The sequence below is a fragment of the Peribacillus sp. FSL K6-1552 genome, assembly GCF_038005205.1.
Taxonomy (GTDB): domain Bacteria; phylum Bacillota; class Bacilli; order Bacillales; family DSM-1321; genus Peribacillus; species Peribacillus butanolivorans.
Genome location: NZ_JBBOST010000001.1, coordinates 148,945 through 167,479 on the forward strand (window position 1 = coordinate 148,945; position 18,535 = coordinate 167,479).

Genomic DNA, 18,535 nt, shown 5'->3' on the forward strand with positions numbered 1-18,535 from the left:
TCATGGCACGTAAAACTAATACACGTAAACGTCGTGTGAAAAAGAATATAGAAACTGGTATTGCACATATTCGTTCAACATTCAATAACACAATCGTTACGATCACTGACTCTCATGGTAATGCTATTTCTTGGTCAAGTGCTGGAGCTTTAGGATTCCGTGGATCTCGTAAATCTACGCCATTCGCTGCACAAATGGCTGCTGAAACAGCTGCTAAAACATCAATTGAACATGGTATGAAAACTCTTGAAGTTACAGTTAAAGGACCTGGTGCTGGACGTGAGGCTGCTATTCGTGCACTTCAAGCTGCTGGCCTAGAAGTAACTGCAATTAAAGATGTAACTCCAGTTCCACATAACGGATGCCGTCCACCAAAACGTCGCCGTGTTTAATTTTTCTGTATAGATTTTGTATTCCTGTCAATAATGGGATATAATACTAAGTTTGCGTTCTTACAGAAGATTAATTTTCAGTTGTTGCGCACAGCGGGAACGTATACATGGGGAATTTCGGTTTAAGTGACATGTTTACTTACCGGGGTTTTGACGTTTTGAAGGAGGGTTTATTGATGATCGAAATAGAAAAACCAAAAATCGAAACGGTTGAAATCAACGACGATACCAAATTCGGTAAATTCGTCGTAGAGCCACTAGAGCGTGGGTATGGTACTACATTGGGTAACTCCTTACGTCGTATCCTTTTATCCTCACTCCCAGGTGCTGCTGTCACAGCTATACAAATTGATGGAGTGCTACATGAGTTCTCAACAATTGAAGGCGTCGTAGAGGATGTTACATCTATCATTCTTAATGTGAAAAAACTAGCTCTAAAGATTTACTCTGATGAAGAGAAGACGCTAGAAATTGACGTTCAAGGTGACGGAGTCATTACGGCTGCTGATATCACTCATGATAGTGATGTAGAAATTCTTAATCCGGATTTATATATTGCTACAATCGGTAAAAACGGTCATATGCGTATGCGTTTATCTGCACGTCGCGGCCGCGGCTACACTCCTGCTGTTCAAAACAAGAGAGAAGATCAGCCAATTGGTGTAATTCCAATCGATGCTCTTTACACTCCAGTTTCACGAGTATCTTTCCAAGTTGAAAATACACGTGTTGGACAGTTGTCTAACTTTGACAAGTTAACGTTCGATGTTTGGACTGATGGCAGTACGGGTCCGCAAGAAGCGGTAGCACTTGGAGCTAAGATTTTAACAGAGCATTTAAATATCTTTGTTGGGTTAACTGACGAAGCTCAAAATGCTGAAATCATGGTTGAAAAAGAAGAAGATCAAAAAGAAAAAGTTCTTGAGATGACGATCGAAGAATTAGACCTTTCTGTTCGTTCTTATAACTGCTTGAAACGTGCTGGAATCAATACCGTTCAAGAGCTTGCTCACAAAACGGAAGAAGATATGATGAAAGTTCGTAATCTAGGCCGTAAATCACTTGAAGAAGTGAAAGCGAAACTAGAAGAATTAGGCTTAGGTCTTCGTAAAGACGACTGATAACATGGCGGAATCATCCATTATGTTGTGAGCCTTGTAATAGACACACAATATAGAACTTCAACAAAGGAGGGAATCTCTAATGGGTTACAGAAAGTTAGGACGCACTAGCGCACAACGTAAAGCATTACTTCGTGATTTAGCTACGGATCTTATTATCCATGAGCGCATTGAAACTACTGAAGCACGTGCAAAAGAATTACGTTCTGTAGTAGATAAAATGATCACTCTTGGTAAACGTGGTGACTTGCATGCACGCCGTCAAGCTGCAGCATTCATCCGTAACGAAATCGCTGACGCTGAGAATGGTACAGATGCCCTTCAAAAGCTATTCAGTGACGTTGCTCCACGTTATGAAGAACGTCAAGGCGGATACACTCGTATCATGAAAGTTGGTCCACGCCGCGGTGACGGTGCACCAGTCGTGGTTATTGAATTAGTTTAATAACAACGATGAAAAAGGGCGGGACAAATGAATATACTCACTTGTTCTTTGCCCTTTTTCTTTTTTTTATAGAAATTCTGTTTTTTTAGAAATTCGCATTGAGTGTTACGATGGCTGGCGGAACCTGTTCTACAGGGAGCCTTCACGTCTAGCTCAAGCATCCCTTCCCGCTTTTTATAAGCGATTATAAGATAACCTGTTTTTCGTAACAGGCCCGCTGTAAGCTGCTCTTAATTTACCGAAAATTCTTTCGGTGGAAGGGGTGCAGCGTTTTTTTATATTTTCAGAAGAATAAATACTGATATTTCATTGTTTATTTATGTTAATTCAGCAGAGTTAAGATAAGATGAGTGCAGTCGAGGATGAGGAGGGCCACATGGGGAAGAAGCTGGTTTCTTTAGAGAATATTATTTTTAGATATGAGGGTCAGTCTCGAAACGCCTTAGATGATGTTTCTTTTGATATTTATCAAGGGGAGTGGCTTGCGATCGTTGGCCATAATGGTTCCGGCAAGTCGACATTAGCGAAGTTATTGAATGGTCTTCAGTTCGCCCACTCAGGTACGATTATGATTAATGATCAAATATTAACGGAAGAAACCGTTTGGGATGTACGCCAGAAAATTGGCATGGTTTTTCAAAATCCAGATAATCAATTTGTAGGCACTACAGTTCAGGATGATGTGGCTTTTGGTTTAGAAAACGCCGGTGTTTCTCAGCAGGTTATGGTGGAGCGTGTTCATGGTGCGCTGAATAAGGTTAAAATGAATGCCTTTCTTAATCAAGAGCCGCACCATCTATCCGGCGGTCAAAAGCAACGAGTGGCCATAGCAGGTGTCATTGCCTTACAGCCAGATATCATCATCTTAGATGAAGCAACCTCTATGCTTGACCCAAGAGGCCGTGAAGAAGTGCTTGAAACTGTGAGAGAATTAAAACAGGAAAATGAGATTACAGTTATATCGATTACCCATGATCTTGAGGAAGCTGCGAAAGCTGATCGTATGATAGTCATGAATCAAGGTCAGTTATATCGCGAAGGGCCTCCTCAAGATATTTTTGAATTAGAGGAAGAATTAATAGCTCTTGGTCTAGATATTCCCTTTTCGGTAAAACTAACTAAAGAGTTGCAAAAAAATGGTGTTCGTGTTGTGAATGGGCATTTGACAGAGGAAGAGTTGGTGAAGGATTTATGCGAATTACACTCGATGATGTAGAATACCGCTATCAGGTCAATACTCCCTTTGAACATCTAGCCCTTCATGATGTTAATATTTCAATGGAATCGGGAACCTATACTGCAATAATAGGCCATACAGGCTCCGGGAAATCAACGTTACTGCAGCATTTAAATGCTCTTTTAAAACCGACTAAAGGGCGAGTCTTCATTGGAGACCGGACGATAGAAGCCGGAAAAAAAGAAAAGTTATTACGGCCGATTAGACAAAAGGTCGGTATTGTTTTTCAGTTTCCGGAACACCAGCTATTTGATGAAACCGTTGAAAAGGATATATGTTTCGGGCCAATGAATTTTGGGGTTTCTGAAGTAGAAGCTAAGAAATTAGCAAGGAAAGCCATTGTACAAGTTGGACTAAGTGAGGATATCCTGGTAAAATCTCCATTCGACTTATCCGGTGGTCAAATGCGACGGGTAGCCATAGCAGGTGTACTGGCTATGGAACCGGAAGTATTGGTACTAGATGAGCCTACAGCCGGACTTGATCCACGAGGACGGAAAGAGATTATGGATATGTTTTATGATTTGCATAAAGTTCGCGGCATTTCAACGATTCTGGTGACTCATAGCATGGAGGATGCAGCTAAGTATGCGGATGACATCGTTATCATGCACCAGGGTACGGTGTTCAAGAAAGGAACTCCTCAGGAGATTTTTTCCCAGCCTGAGCAGTTGCTAGAGCTTGGTCTGGATGTACCTGATACGGTCCGTTTTCAGCTCAAGCTTCAGAAGGAACTAGGTGTTCGTTTTGATCACCCTTGTCTTAATATCGGGGATTTAGCGATAGAAATCGATAAAGCGATGAAACGGGGGAACCGCTAATGCTGGATAAAATGATTATCGGGCGTTATGTCCCTTCTGACTCTGTGATGCATAAAATGGACCCGAGGGCTAAGCTACTGTTGGTATTCCTGTTTGTCTGTGTCGTTTTTTTGGCGAATAATGTCGTTTCATACTCTTTGCTTGCTGTATTTACTGTAATGTTGATTAGTCTTTCTAAGATTCCGCTTCGCTATCTTTATAATGGATTAAAACCTATCTTTTTCTTAATCGTCTTTACATTCTTACTGCATATCTTGTTTACGAAAGAAGGAGAAGTCCTTTTTAAATATGGCTGGTTTGAAATTTACGAAGGTGGCTTGATTCAAGGGTTATTTATATCCTTAAGGTTTACCTTACTAATTCTGGTTACGTCTCTATTAACGTTGACGACAACCCCGATATCCATTACTGATGGAATGGAAGAGTTGTTGGGGCCCTTAAAAAAATGGAAGATGCCGGTTCATGAACTAGCATTGATGATGTCCATTGCCCTTCGCTTCATTCCAACGCTAATGGAAGAAACCGAAAAAATCATGAAGGCACAAACAGCAAGGGGAGTTGACTTTTCATCAGGTCCAATAAAGGATAGGGTTAAATCGATAGTACCGCTGCTTGTCCCATTATTTGTGAGCTCGTTCAAACGGGCAGAAGAATTGGCAACAGCCATGGAATCCAGAGGATACCGTGGTGGGGAAGGCCGTACAAAATACCGTCAATTAAGTTGGAAGACTAGTGACAGCCTGTTGATGGTCTCTCTAGGTGCTCTTGCGGTCATGTTATTTTTATTACGTTCATAATAAGGAAGAGTACTATATGCCAAAATATAAATGTGTGATTGCTTATGATGGCACAGATTTCGCTGGTTATCAGGTGCAACCTGAGAAACGAACGATACAAAGTGAATTTGAGGAAGTCCTAGCCAAAATGCATAAGGGTGAAATTGTAAAAGTGACAGCTTCAGGCCGGACAGATTCAGGGGTTCATGCAAAGGGTCAGGTCATTCATTTTGAATCACCCCTTACATTTCCTACTGAAAATTGGGTAAAGGCGTTCAGCGCCCTTCTTCCAAGCGATATCGTCGTTTTGGAAGTCGATATTGTGTCTGCAGATTTTCATGCAAGGTTCCATACGACTGGCAAGGAGTACCGATATATTATTGCCCGTTCAAAACTGCAGGATCCGTTTCAACGCAATTACGCCTATCATTATCCTTATTCATTAGATGAGAAGGCAATGAGGGAAGCAATTTCCTATTTAATAGGGACCCATGACTTTACAAGTTTTTGTTCGGCAAAAACAGAAGTGGTCGATAAAGTCCGAACTATTCAAGAAATGGATTTTAATGAGACTGATGGATTTATGGTTTTTCGCTTTGTTGGAGAAGGCTTTCTGTATAATATGGTGCGTATCTTAGTTGGGACGCTTCTAGAAGTCGGGAGCGGCAAAATAGCACCTCGAGATCTAATTGGGATATTGGACAAGAAAGACCGCAGTTTTGCTGGGAAAACAGCACCAGGTCATGGACTGTATTTATGGAAAGTATTTTACAAATAAAAATATTTTAAGTGTGATACCAGTTTTTTTACAAGTGACAAAATGGTTAAGATCAATAGTAAAGAGGGTTGAGGCGATACTGATCTTTTCGCTAAGTTCTAGAAAGTGTTTTATAGACAACTTATCCTAGTGTAACATTCCCTTGACAATGAAACTGGGAGAAGTTAATATAATATGGTATGTATTTTAATCCCACGATAAGCCCCGGAAGTTTATTGTGATTGAAAATAAATATAAAAAATTAAAAAGTTTTTTAGGAGGTTAACCATGCGTACGACATTTATGGCGAAAGCTAATGAAGTAGAACGTAAATGGTATGTGATTGACGCTGAAGGCAAAACTTTGGGTCGCCTTTCTACTGAAGTAGCATCCATCTTACGTGGTAAACATAAACCAACTTTTACACCAAACATTGACACTGGTGATCATGTAATTTTGATCAATGTTGAAAAAATCCATTTGACTGGTAAAAAATTGACTGACAAAATTTATTACCGTCACACTATGCATCCAGGCGGTCTTAAAACTAGAACTGCTCTTGAAATGCGTACAAACTACCCTGAGAGAATGCTTGAACTTGCTATCAAAGGTATGCTTCCAAAGAATTCTCTTGGTCGTCAAATCTATAAAAAATTACACGTATACGCTGGAGCTGAGCACCCACACGCTGCTCAACAACCAGAAGTATACGAATTACGCGGATAATTACTAAGGAGGTTACTATCTTGGCACAAGTTCAATATTATGGTACTGGTCGCCGTAAGAGCTCAGTAGCTCGTGTACGTTTAGTACCAGGCGAAGGTCGCATCGTTATTAACGGTCGTGACATTAATGAATATATTCCTTTCGCAGCATTACGTGAAGTTGTTAACCAACCACTAGTTGCAACAGAAACTACTGGAAATTACGACGTTCTTGTAAACGTTAGCGGTGGTGGATACACTGGTCAAGCTGGAGCAATCCGTCACGGTATCGCTCGTGCATTGCTTCAAGTTGATCCAGAATTCCGTCCAGCTCTTAAATCTGCTGGTTTACTAACTCGTGACCCACGTATGAAAGAACGTAAAAAATACGGTCTTAAAGGCGCACGTCGTGCACCTCAGTTCTCAAAACGTTAATTCTATTACCGTTTCAAAGGCTCTCAACCATTTTGGTTGGGGGTCTTTTTTTTGTATAAAATTTTTTGCCCACACATATTTCATCACTATCATAGCTCAATGTACCTTTGGGGCTCTCCTGCCTGCTCTATTAAGGAGTCTGTAAGGTGTTTATAGGCGTTCATTGTAATTTGAATATCCAGATGACCTAACCGCTCTTGAGCCTCTTTTATACCTACACCAGCTTCAAATAAAAGGGAAGCATGTATAGTAATGGGCTGAAGTTCCTCATGCTTCTCAAAAATTACAGATACTTATCATATAAGCTAGCCAAGCATTGAAATTTTGCCTTTATAAGGATATCTCCCCCACTACTCTAAATTTCGGTGCATTGACCTACTCGGCTCTTTTTGTCTTTCTATTTGAACAAGGTCTTAAACTAAAAAAAATTTACACTTTCATAAAATATGGATAAATTTTAGATTATATGGAAAAAGCTTATCAATTTCTCTGTGGTGATTGACTATTGATTTGCTGAAACATATCGTTAATGTGAAGAAAAGTAGAAGAAGGCGATTGTACATGAAAACTGCTATAGGCATGATATTGGAGGAACGAATATAGCGATTGACTTTGTACAAGAGGATGGAGACGTCCTAACAGCACATGAATTTCCGACCTAAGTAAAATACCAGGTTAAACGCTACCAACTTGAGTGTATCGTGTGTAAAAGAATTCAATGCAACAATTCCCAACCATTACAGGAATCGGTATAGGTGCTCCGAGTCAGCTAGATTCAAAACAAGTGAAGGTACTAAATCCACACAATCTAAATCGTGGCATGGTTATCCTATAGTACAAAATATTGATAGCGCTTTCCTAATGCCGATCCTAGCAGTTCAAGTATTAAATCCTTAGCTGTTCGTATTAGGTGGTGGTGCTATCATCGAACAGCCAACATTTTATTAATGGCTAGTAGAAAATAACCAATTACCTTTTACACCAAGATAGCTAATTACTGAAGTTAGAAAAAGCGTCATGGTACATTGACGGGAATAAAGGGTGCTGCGGCTACTATCCTGTCGAAGGATTGAGATATAGGAGGGAAACAAAATGGAATTTAAGACTACTGCGCATATTATTTCTCACTCCCACTGGGATCGGGAATGGTATATGCCTTTTGAAAAGCATCGGTACCACTTAGTGAAGTTGATGGATACACTTATCGATTTGTTTGAAAAGGGGGAAGATTTTCAGAGCTTTCACTTGGATGGACAAATGATTATTTTAGAAGATTATTTCCAAATTCGTCCTGATAAAAAAGAATTGATTAAGAAGCTAGTACAAGAAAAAAAGCTTCATATTGGTCCTTGGTATGTGTTACAGGACGCATTTTTAACAAGCTCGGAAGCGAATGTCAGAAATATGTTGTATGGGTTACAAGCTGCAAAGGAATACGGTGTTGTGTCAAAGGTAGGGTACTTCCCAGATACATTTGGCATTTACGGTCAAGCACCTCAATTGCTTCAGCAAGCTAATATTAAAACTGCTGCGTTTGGGAGAGGTGTGAAACCAACCGGATTTAATAATATGGTGAGCGATGCGAAAACATTTGAATCGCCATATTCAGAACTTAAGTGGAAGTCGCCAGATGGCTCGGCGGTGCTTGGTGTTTTGTTTGCGAATTGGTATTCAAACGGCAATGAAGTACCAGTAGATAGGGAGAGTGCGAAAAAGTATTGGGAAACAAAACTAGCCGATGCTAAGAAATATTCTTCAACACCAAATCTTCTTTTCATGAATGGTTGTGATCATCAGCCAATTCAAGTGGATATAGGAGAAGCAATCAAGGTGGCTGAAGAACTTTTTCCAGATATCACGTTTGTACACTCTAATTTTGATGATTATATGGATGTACTTCAGGAATCATTACCAGAACAACTCCAGACGATTACCGGTGAACTGCGGAATCAACGTACAGATGGGTGGTCAACTCTTGTAAATACAGCCTCTGCCCGCATCTATTTAAAGCAGATGAATCAAAAGTGTCAAACACTTTTGGAAAAAGTGGCTGAACCACTATCCGTTTTTTCATATTTTCTTGGTCATGAATATCCACGTGATTATTTACGATATGCATGGAAAACTTTGATGGAAAACCATCCACATGACAGTATTTGCGGTTGTAGTGTAGATGAAGTACATCGAGAAATGGTAACTCGTTTCGAGAAGGTTCAGCAGACTGCATCAACTATTATCGAGGAGAAGGCCAATGAAGTTGTATCTCATATTTCAACGAAACAAAGTGTTGTTGATGTGGATATGATTCCAGTTGTTGTTTTTAACACATCAGGAAATACACGAGATGTGGTTATCGAAAAGGAAGTTGAGCTAGAAAAAGTCTACTTTTCAGATATGCCTTTTTCAGAGATTCCAGATTTCCTTGGTTCGAAGGATTTACCTGATATTAATTTGGTTGATAAAAGTGGTAAGGTACATGTTTGTAAAACAAAGGACCTTGGTACCCGTTTTGGATATGAGTTACCAGGAGATGGTTTCCGACGTCCCTATTATGCAAGAATTATCAAATTAACATTCCTAGCTCAATCTCTTCCGGGCTATGGATATAAAACATTTTATATCAAACCGGCCAAGGAAACGAAGTTGAATGAACAGCCATCGATTAATCAATGTGCTCGTGAATTGGAAAATGAATTTGTTCATTTGTTTGTTCATGAAAATGGTTCGTATACATTGACTGACAAACAGACTGGGAAAGTATTCGAAAATCTAGGAATCTATGAAAATAGCGGGGACATTGGTAACGAATATATGTTTAGGAAGCCAAATGGTGAAGTTCCACTTACAACGAAAGATTTGAAAGCGGAGATAAGAGTAGTTGAAGACCATTCATTACGTTCCGTTATAGAACTTGTTCATGAGTGGGAGATTCCAAAAGAGGCTGATGAACAGTTTCAACGAGAAAAGGAACTACTAGTTTGGCATAAAGACCGGCTATCAGGTCGATCTTCTGAAAATGTAACAATTCGTTTAACTACTCATATTCAGTTAGATCAAAAAGCGAAGGGGCCTTCTGTTAAGGTTACAATTGAAAACCAAGCAAAGGATCATCGTCTACGTGTTCTTTTTCCAACTAATCTAAGTACGAATGAACACTATGCAGACAGTATTTTTGAAGTGGCAAAACGTCCTAATATACCTGAAAGAGAGTGGGACAATCCTAGTTTCGATCATCACCAACAGGCTTTTGTAAGTGTAACAGATGGAAAGCATGGGATGACAATTGCGAATAAAGGATTACATGAGTATGAAATCCTTGAGGAACAACAAACAATAGCCGTTACGATTCTCCGTTCAACTTCTGAGTTAGGGGATTGGGGCCTATTTTCAACACCAGAGGCTCAATGTATTGGAACGTACCAAGCGGAATGGATGGTTATCCCTCACAAAGGTACAGTGGTTGAGTCAGAAGTATTCAAAGAGGCGTATGACTTCCAAGTGCCTGTGATTGCTGTACAAACAGATGTACATGAAGGGTTACTTCCAACCGAAAAGACATTTTTTACTTGGGAAGGTAAATCATTAGCAATCTCTTCTATCAAGTTAGCGGAGGAAAGAGATGATGTAATTGCTCGATGGTTTAACACATCTGAAAAAGAAACAATGGTAATTGCTCAACCAATGCAAGGTACAAATAGCTATAAGAGTACTATCGTTGAGAATGTGAAAGAGCCGTTTGAAAATACGCAAATTCAAGAAAAAGTAAAACCGTTTGAAATTATTAGCCTTGGTTGGCAAGTGAAGGAGTGAAGGTAATGAACACTGAGAAAACAATCCCACAATCACTATCTTATTTAATCGAAAAGGTGAAGAAGAATTTTCCTGAAGATAAAAAGCTTCAGGAAATGTTTGAACAATGTTTTGTTAATACGTATGAAACAACACTAAAGCCACAAGAAGATGGAACAACATTTGTCATTACTGGTGATATTCCAGCTATGTGGTTAAGAGATTCAGCTGCCCAAGTACGTCCATATTTACTTGCTGCTGAAAAGGACGAAGAAATGGCGAAATTAATTGAAGGTGTTGTTCGTCGTCAAATGAACTATATCGTTCATGACCCATATGCAAATGCATTCAATGAAACCGCTAATGGAAAAGGACATCAAGATGATAAAACTGATATGTCCCCAATGACATGGGAACGTAAATATGAAATTGACTCACTTTGCTATCCAATTCAGCTTTCTTATCTTTTGTGGAAATCAACTGGAAGAACGGCCTACTTTGATGACACATTTGTAAAAGCATTGAACAAGATTTTGCATGTCTGGAAAGTGGAACAAAATCATGAGGATGAATCACCATATAGCTTTGAAAGAATGGATGTAAGACAATCAGATACTCTGAACAGGGATGGGAAAGGATCTAAAACTGTAAGAACAGGAATGACTTGGAGTGGATTTAGACCAAGTGATGATGCTTGTTTATATGGTTATTTAGTACCTGCAAATATGTTTGCGGTAGTAGTACTAGGTTATGCATCAGAGATTTGTAGAGAAGTTTTAAAGGATGAAAGTCTTGCAAAGCAATGTGAGCAACTAGCTTCTGAGATAAAAGCAGGAATAGAAGAATATGCAGTGTTAGAACATCCGATTTATGGAGATTTATATGTCTATGAAACGGATGGAATGGGAAGATATCATCTTATGGATGATGCGAACATCCCTAGTTTACTAGCAGCTCCTTATCTGGGCTGGTGCCAATTTGATGATAAAACCTATCAGAATACTCGACGATTTTTATTAAGTAGAGATAATCCTTACTTTTATGAAGGAAAAGTGGCCAATGGAATTGGGAGTCCTCATACACCCGATCATTATATATGGCATATTGCATTAGCAATTGAGGGGATGACATCTACAGATGCTTCTGATAAAAAGAGAATTATGGAAGAGATGAAGCAATCGGATGGCGGAACTGGATTTATGCATGAGGGCTTTAATGCAGACCAACCAGAAGAATTTACGAGAGAGTGGTTCTCATGGGCGAATTCGATGTTTAGTGAATTTGTATTAAGTTTATGTGGTTTTGCAGTTAAAGGTAGTCCGCTTTATAAAAAGCTACAAGAAAACAATATCTAGTTAAGACACAGTACCGCATCTTGGTTGTTACAGAGGATGGATAAAATAATCTTACTAACAGGGGTGGGAATTTGTTGAAAATAAGATATGGTCTTGTCACTGCGTTCTTAGGTTTGCTTTTAGTTTGTGTACTTCCGATTACGGGTTTTGCAAAACAGCCGGAATCATCTTATTGGTATCCTGAAACATTATTAAAGTGGAGTCCAGAAAATGATTCTGATGCTGTATATAACAAAAGTACTGTTCCATTAGCTGATAGAGAAGTTGTTTTCAATGTGAATGAAACATCTCAGTCAGAAGCTAAATTGGTTGCATTATCGGCATTAAATCCCAACACAAGCGGGGTTCCATCTCAAGGTGGAAATAAATTTTTTGCAAATACATTTAGCTACTGGCAGTACGTTGATTTAATGGTGTATTGGGCGGGTTCTGCTGGAGAAGGAATTATTACTCCTCCAAGCGCTGATGTGATTGATGCTTCTCATAAAAATGGCGTTCCCATCTTAGGTACTATTTTCTTTCCTCCAATAACGTACGGAGGACAAGCGAAATGGGTAGGCCAAATGCTTACACAGCGTGAGGATGGGTCATTTCCTGCTGCTGACAAACTTTTAGAGGTTGCTAAATATTACGGATTTGACGGCTGGTTTATCAACCAAGAAACAGCAGGTGGAAATAATGAAACTGCACAAAAAACGAAAAAGTTTTTAAAATATCTACAAGACAATAAGCAAGAAGACATGCACATTATGTGGTATGACTCAATGGTAGAAAACGGATCAATTAACTGGCAAAATCACTTAACAGATCGTAATAAAATGTTCTTACAAGATGGTAATGACAGAATTTCCGATAGTATGTTTTTAAATTTCTGGTGGACGAATCAACAATCTTCTCATGATAAGGCATTGGAAATTGGTAGAAGTCCATATGACCTATATACTGGCATTGATGTAGAAGCAAATGGAACTAAGACAAACATTCCTTGGAATGGCATTTTCCCAGAAGGACAAAAACCTTTGACTTCGTTAGGGATTTACCGTCCAGACTGGGCTTTTAAAACATCTGAAACAATGGAAGCATTCTATCAGAAAGAACAAGAATTCTGGACTGGAAAAGCTGGGGATCCTCGCAAGACTGGTGAAAATGGAAACTGGAAAGGGATGGCTCACTATTTTACTGCAAAAACGGTAATTCAAGAGCTTCCGTTTGTAACACATTTTAATACAGGTAGTGGGAAATTCTTTGCAGTAGGTGGTTCTACACAAAGTATAGAAGAATGGAATAACCGTAGTTTACAGGATATTTTACCAACATGGCGCTGGTTAAAGGATAGCAAAGGGGAGCCTCTAAATGTAGATTTCGATTGGGATACAGCATTTTACGGTGGTAGCTCTTTGAAGGTTTCTGGTAACCTAACGAAAAAAAATGCGACACATGTGAAGCTTTATAAAACGAATCTACCAGTTGAAAAGGATACTGAGATCTCTGTAACTTACAAAACTGATGTGAAAAAGCCTAACATGAAGCTTGGTGTAAGCTTTGTGGATCAACCTGATGATTTTGTGTTTTTTGATGTGAAGAAAAAGAGTCGAGATCAATGGATAGAAGAAACATTTAAATTAAACAAATATAAAGGAAAAAAAATTGCAACTATTTCTCTATTCTTCGAGAGTGATGAAGCAATAAAAGATTATCAAATCAACATCGGAGAAATTAAAGTTACAAATAAACATAACGATAAAGAGGTCCCAGCTATACCAACGAAAGCTAAGGTGAAAAATCCAACTTTCTCGAAGGGACTATATGCTGATTTAGATTTATCATGGGAGTCAGTCGAAGGTGATATTCAGCATTATGAAATTTATCGCGACCTTCCTAAAGGTAAAAAAGAATTTATCGGAGCAGTTCCAAACGATGCATACTACATTTCGAATTTACGAAGAAGTGGTAAGGAAACAGCAACTACCCTAGAAATCGTAGCTGTAACTACTGATTTTGTTCGAGGTAAAGCTGCGAAGGTAATGTTTAAATGGCCTGCATACCCACAACCAAAGGCAGACCTTAGCGTAAGTCAAACAGTCGCAGCACCAGGTGAAGAAATCCAATTTTTCAACAATTCATCTGAAGCGACAGAAGAAGTTGAATGGCAGATTGAAGGTGGTACACCTTTAGTAAGTACTGAGAATAATCCAGTTGTAAGGTATGAAGAAGAAGGAGTGTACTCAGTTACTCTAATTGCTAAAAATAGCGAAGGAGAGGATATCCTTACAAAAGAAGGCTTTATTACAATTTCAAAGGATGCAAAAAACATTACTAACGTTGCACTGAACAAAACAGCAACTGCTAGTGGACAATGCGCCCCTTCTGAAGGACCAAAGTACGCGATTGATGGAATCATGACGAATAATAGTAAATGGTGTGCAATTGGTGCAAATCATTGGTTAGAAGTCGATTTCGGTGAGGCGTTTCATCTATCAAAGTTTGTTGTCAAACATGCTGAAGCAGGTGGAGAGCCAGCAGCCTTTAATACGAGGGCATTCACGATCGAGGTAAGTCTTGACGGTGAAAATTGGACGAAAGCAGTAACTGTCACAAATAATACAGATGCTATCTCAGAACATGCCATTACAACGACAGAAGCTCGATATATTCGCTTTTCTGTCCAACAACCAACACAAGGTGGAGATCAAGCAATTAGAATATTTGAAGTCGAAGCATATGGATATTAAATAATATGATAATCGGAAAGGGGTTTTCCCCCTTTCCGATTATCATATTGGTAGGGGATGAAAAACATGGGGAGAATGTTACAAGAAGTAAGTGAATGGATCGTTAGGTTAGTATGGACGAATATTCTTTGGTTTGTATTTATTGTGGCTGGATTAGGTGTTTTTGGGATTATGCCGGCGACTGTTGCTTTATTTGCTGTTACACGAAAGTGGAAGATGAAGGACCTGGATGTTTCCTTATTGAAAACATTTAAAGAAACCTTTAAAAAAGAGTTTGTCCGTTCAAATTGTATTGGGCTGATTTATGCAGTAATTGGCTTTTTTTTATATGTCGATTTAAGAATTGCTGAAAGCATGGAAGGAACGTTTTCCGTTATTCTTTATGTCTTTATTAGCTTTATCATTCTTTTATATTTGAATGCTATTGTTCACTTTTTCCCTCTGTATGTACATTATCATTACTCACTAAAGGATTACATAAAACAATCATTTATTATTTCACTTATTAGTCCTTTTTCTACATTAATGATTTGTATTGGTTTGTTTTTTATTGGCTATTTAATCACGAATATGCCGGGACTTATACCATTTATTTCAGGTGTACTACCTGCATATTGGATTATGAATGTTTGTATAAAAAGGTTTAAAACTCTAGAACAACAGCAATCACAAGTAAATGAACATATGAAGATCGAGGAAAGTATAAATTAATATAAAAATGGGGGATTTATATGTTTTTAGTAGAAAGAAAGCTAGAAGCAAGAATACAAGAATTGGCGCAGTACCGCTATCGTGATGGAATTGAGATTGGTCAGTTTAGTACGATTGAGGATGAGGGTGTAGTAGGCACATATCCTCCTATAGAAAAGGGTGAATCGACTTTACAGCTAAGAGACCAATGGACGGGGCGAGACCGGTATCTCTGGCTACATGCAGATGTTCAACTTCCGACGGAATGGGCAAATAGAAAAGTAGTTGGTTTATTTGACTTTGGACGTACAGGCGGAGGAAATAATTCTGGATTTGAATCATTATTATTCTTAAATGGAAATCCATACCAAGGTGTTGATTCTAACCATCAGGAAGTATTTTTTCCACCAACCGAAATAGGAAACACTGTTCAATTAGATTTCAGACTTTGGTCTGGACTTGAAGGTGGTGGAGAGCCAAAGGAGCAAATTCATACACTTGAGATGGCCCAATTGGCTTGGTTAGACGAGGCTGTAGATGATTTATATTATACATCCCTAGCAGCGTGGCAAACAATTAAAGAACTTGGTGATGACCGACCAGAAAAACATGCAATTATAAAAGCGTTGAATCAAGCTTTTATGAAAATAAATTGGAGTAAACCAGGTAATGAAGCATTTTTTAGTAGTTGTGAGATTGCTAGTGTGGAATTAAATAAAAGTCTTAACGAAATCGAAAAACATCATCCTGTGACCATTCATTGTGTTGGTCATACGCATATTGATGTTGCATGGCTATGGCGTTTAAAACATACACGTGAAAAGGCTGCTCGATCTTTTTCTACTGTTTTAAGATTAATGGAACAATATCCTGAATATTATTTTCTCCAAACACAGCCACAGTTATATGAATATATTAAAGAAGACTACCCAGAAATCTATGAAAATATTAAAAAGCGTGTAAAAGAAGGTCGTTGGGAAACTGAGGGTGCAATGTGGTTAGAAGCAGATTGTAATATTCCAAGCGGGGAATCACTAGTGAGACAAATTTTGTACGGGAAGGAATTCTTTAAAAGGGAATTTGAGGTAGATTGCAAGTATCTATGGCTGCCAGATGTATTTGGGTATTGCTGGGCACTTCCACAAATTTTGAAAAAGTCAGGAATCGATACATTTATGACCACCAAAATAAGTTGGAATCAGTACAATCGTATGCCAAATGATACTTTTAAATGGCGTGGAATTGATGGGACAGAAATCCTAACTCATTTTGTAACCACTCCTGAACCTTGGAATTCGGAAGATTCATGGTTTTATACATATAATGGGCTGATTACCGCAAAGACTGTAAACGGTACATGGAATTCATACCGGAATAAAGATGTTAACCAAGATTTACTTCTTTCCTATGGGTATGGTGATGGGGGTGGAGGAGTCAATCGAGAGATGATAGAGCTTCGTCGCAGATTTGAGAATATGCCAGGACTGCCAAAAGTAAAAACGACAAAAGCTGGAGAGTACTTCCAAAAGTTACACGAAAATATTGAGAATTCAAATGAGTATGTCCACACTTGGGACGGTGAATTGTACCTTGAATACCACAGGGGGACCTATACAAGTCAAGCATATACAAAACGAATGAATCGTAAACTCGAGTTGAGTTATAGGGAGTCGGAATGGTTGTCTGTGTGGAACTCTCTAATGTCTTCATGGGCGAAATATCCTAAGCAACAGCTTGATGAAGGTTGGAAGATTATTTTACGAAATCAATTCCATGATATTATTCCTGGTTCATCCATTAAGGAAGTATATGAAGATGCAAAAGTGGAATATAAACAAGCAGAAGATATACAACTCGAAATTGATCAGAATAATTTCAATGAGTTTATTGAACCTAAGCATGGAACGTATACAGTCTTCAATGCAACTAGTTGGCAAGATCAACAAAGTGTATTCATCCCATACGATCAAACGAATGATGTGGTTGGAGGATGGACATCAGGTTCAGGTGAAATTCTAAATAGCCAACGAACTGAAAATGGTTGGTTAGTTGAATTAGAGGAGACCAAACAATTTGGTGCAGTAGAAATTCAATTCAAACAAGATCCTATGGTAGAAAATAAAACACCATTTCTTATTAAGGGAATGTTGTTAGAAACACCTTTTTATCAAGTTGAATGGAATGACTCCCTTCAACTGACTCGTATATTTGATAAGGAAGCTAGGCGTGAAGTACTAGCACAACAGGAAAAAGGAAACATCATTCAAATTTTTGAAGATAAACCATTAGCACACGATGCGTGGGATATTGATTTGTATTACCAAGAAAAAATGGAGGAAATCCGTAATGTAGTATCAAGTGAAGTTGTTGAAAATGGTCCGCTTCGTATTGTCATCCGGACGAAATGGAAGTATCAAAGTTCTTTGGTTGAACAAGATATGATTTTCTATGCTCAAAATAGACGTATTGATTTTAAAACAAAAGTGGATTGGCATGAGCAACGTAAGTTAATGAAGGTAGCATTCCCAGTTGATATTCGTTCTACCGAAGCAACTTATGATATTCAATTTGGTAATGTTAAGAGACCGACACATTGGAATACGAGCTGGGATATGGCACGATTTGAAACAGTTGGACATCAGTGGGCAGACCTTTCTGAAACAGGGTACGGAGTGAGTTTGTTAAATGATTGCAAATACGGGTATGACATTAAAGACCAAACGATTCGCTTATCCTTGCTAAAAGCAGCAATCTACCCTGATCCAACCGCAGATCAAGGAGAACACGAATTTACGTATTCACTGCTACCTCATCAGGGAGATTGGAGAGTTGGGCAAACAGTAAAGCAAGCTTGGTTTTTAAATAATCGATTGAAAGTAGTAAAAGGTGGATTTTCACCAGAAGAAAGCTCGTTTATGAATCTGAATAACGATCATGTTAAGGTCGATGCGATAAAGAAAAAAGAGGGTGATGACGCAGTAATTATTCGCCTTCATGAGTATGAAGGGCGACGCGGAAATGTCTTGATTGAATTCCCAAGAAACGTTAAAAAATGGTATGAAACAAACTTGATGGAACAAGTTGATAGCAAGAAACAAACCGAACAAATCGACTTAGAAATAAAACCGTATGAAATTAAAACAATATTAGTCTATTTTCATGATGAAATAAGATAATACATTATAAACTATTTATCCCACTGTCGGGCAGTGAATCAACTTCACTTTCCGACAGGAAATACAGTAAAATAGTAGTTGAGTTAGTAAATCTGCAGGGAAGGA

General features: G+C 38.6%; 14 protein-coding genes. All 14 read left to right on the forward strand.

Annotated features, from left to right (window positions below; genetic code table 11):
- Positions 1–2: 2 nt before the first annotated feature.
- The 14 genes from rpsK to NST21_RS00900 all read left to right on the forward strand — a co-directional run bounded on the left by rpsK (position 3) and on the right by NST21_RS00900 (position 18,430).
- Positions 3–392, forward strand: a complete 390-nt coding sequence (gene rpsK / locus NST21_RS00835; RefSeq protein WP_028390438.1) for a 30S ribosomal protein S11 — start codon at positions 3–5, stop codon at positions 390–392.
- 176 nt (positions 393–568) lie between these two features.
- The gene (locus NST21_RS00840) at positions 569–1,513 is read left to right on the forward strand and encodes a DNA-directed RNA polymerase subunit alpha (RefSeq protein ID WP_053349049.1); all 945 of its coding nucleotides are present in this window, start codon (positions 569–571) and stop codon (positions 1,511–1,513) included.
- A gap of 82 nt (positions 1,514–1,595) precedes the next feature.
- Entirely contained in the window at positions 1,596–1,958 is a 363-nt protein-coding gene (gene rplQ, locus NST21_RS00845; RefSeq protein WP_056521835.1) for a 50S ribosomal protein L17, read from the forward strand.
- A gap of 376 nt (positions 1,959–2,334) precedes the next feature.
- Entirely contained in the window at positions 2,335–3,174 is an 840-nt protein-coding gene (locus NST21_RS00850; protein WP_056521838.1) for an energy-coupling factor ABC transporter ATP-binding protein, read from the forward strand.
- A complete protein-coding gene (locus NST21_RS00855) occupies positions 3,150–4,016 on the forward strand; it encodes an energy-coupling factor ABC transporter ATP-binding protein (protein ID WP_056521841.1) in 867 nt (288 codons plus the stop codon). The genes NST21_RS00850 and NST21_RS00855 overlap by 25 nt, the downstream gene beginning before the upstream one ends.
- On the forward strand, positions 4,016–4,813 hold the full coding sequence (locus NST21_RS00860; RefSeq protein ID WP_056521844.1) for an energy-coupling factor transporter transmembrane component T family protein: 798 nt from the start codon (positions 4,016–4,018) through the stop codon (positions 4,811–4,813). Before NST21_RS00855 ends, NST21_RS00860 begins: the two co-directional genes overlap by 1 nt.
- A 16-nt stretch (positions 4,814–4,829) precedes the next feature.
- Positions 4,830–5,570, forward strand: a complete 741-nt coding sequence (truA, locus tag NST21_RS00865; protein ID WP_340887299.1) for a tRNA pseudouridine(38-40) synthase TruA — start codon at positions 4,830–4,832, stop codon at positions 5,568–5,570.
- A gap of 267 nt (positions 5,571–5,837) precedes the next feature.
- Positions 5,838–6,275, forward strand: coding sequence for a 50S ribosomal protein L13 (rplM, locus tag NST21_RS00870; protein WP_034304960.1), 438 nt, complete (start codon positions 5,838–5,840; stop codon positions 6,273–6,275).
- A gap of 20 nt (positions 6,276–6,295) precedes the next feature.
- Positions 6,296–6,688 (forward strand): 30S ribosomal protein S9, encoded by a 393-nt coding sequence (rpsI, locus tag NST21_RS00875; RefSeq protein WP_053349043.1) that lies wholly within the window; start codon positions 6,296–6,298, stop codon positions 6,686–6,688.
- A gap of 1,092 nt (positions 6,689–7,780) precedes the next feature.
- Positions 7,781–10,498: an alpha-mannosidase gene (locus NST21_RS00880; RefSeq protein WP_340887300.1), complete on the forward strand. Its 2,718-nt coding sequence runs from the start codon at positions 7,781–7,783 to the stop codon at positions 10,496–10,498.
- 5 nt (positions 10,499–10,503) lie between these two features.
- A complete protein-coding gene (locus NST21_RS00885; RefSeq protein WP_340887301.1) occupies positions 10,504–11,832 on the forward strand; it encodes a glycoside hydrolase family 125 protein in 1,329 nt (442 codons plus the stop codon).
- A 74-nt stretch (positions 11,833–11,906) separates the two neighbouring features.
- Positions 11,907–14,564: an endo-beta-N-acetylglucosaminidase gene (locus NST21_RS00890; RefSeq protein ID WP_340887303.1), complete on the forward strand. Its 2,658-nt coding sequence runs from the start codon at positions 11,907–11,909 to the stop codon at positions 14,562–14,564.
- A gap of 66 nt (positions 14,565–14,630) precedes the next feature.
- Positions 14,631–15,275: a YesL family protein gene (locus NST21_RS00895; protein ID WP_056521893.1), complete on the forward strand. Its 645-nt coding sequence runs from the start codon at positions 14,631–14,633 to the stop codon at positions 15,273–15,275.
- Positions 15,276–15,295: 20 nt separating this feature from the next.
- Positions 15,296–18,430 carry an alpha-mannosidase gene (locus tag NST21_RS00900; protein WP_340887306.1) on the forward strand — a complete coding sequence of 1,045 codons (3,135 nt, stop codon included), beginning with the start codon at positions 15,296–15,298 and terminating at the stop codon, positions 18,428–18,430.
- The last annotated feature ends 105 nt before the right edge of the window (positions 18,431–18,535 follow it).

Bases quoted from the DNA above. Each gene is read 5' to 3' on its own strand.
- rpsK (WP_028390438.1), top strand. From the start codon at position 3: ATGGCACGTAAAACTAATACACGTAAACGTCGTGTGAAAAAGAATATA.
- NST21_RS00840 (WP_053349049.1), top strand. From the start codon at position 569: ATGATCGAAATAGAAAAACCAAAAATCGAAACGGTTGAAATCAACGAC.
- rplQ (WP_056521835.1), top strand. From the start codon at position 1,596: ATGGGTTACAGAAAGTTAGGACGCACTAGCGCACAACGTAAAGCATTA.
- NST21_RS00850 (WP_056521838.1), top strand. From the start codon at position 2,335: ATGGGGAAGAAGCTGGTTTCTTTAGAGAATATTATTTTTAGATATGAG.
- NST21_RS00855 (WP_056521841.1), top strand. From the start codon at position 3,150: ATGCGAATTACACTCGATGATGTAGAATACCGCTATCAGGTCAATACT.
- NST21_RS00860 (WP_056521844.1), top strand. From the start codon at position 4,016: ATGCTGGATAAAATGATTATCGGGCGTTATGTCCCTTCTGACTCTGTG.
- truA (WP_340887299.1), top strand. From the start codon at position 4,830: ATGCCAAAATATAAATGTGTGATTGCTTATGATGGCACAGATTTCGCT.
- rplM (WP_034304960.1), top strand. From the start codon at position 5,838: ATGCGTACGACATTTATGGCGAAAGCTAATGAAGTAGAACGTAAATGG.
- NST21_RS00880 (WP_340887300.1), top strand. From the start codon at position 7,781: ATGGAATTTAAGACTACTGCGCATATTATTTCTCACTCCCACTGGGAT.
- NST21_RS00885 (WP_340887301.1), top strand. From the start codon at position 10,504: ATGAACACTGAGAAAACAATCCCACAATCACTATCTTATTTAATCGAA.
- NST21_RS00895 (WP_056521893.1), top strand. From the start codon at position 14,631: ATGGGGAGAATGTTACAAGAAGTAAGTGAATGGATCGTTAGGTTAGTA.
- NST21_RS00900 (WP_340887306.1), top strand. From the start codon at position 15,296: ATGTTTTTAGTAGAAAGAAAGCTAGAAGCAAGAATACAAGAATTGGCG.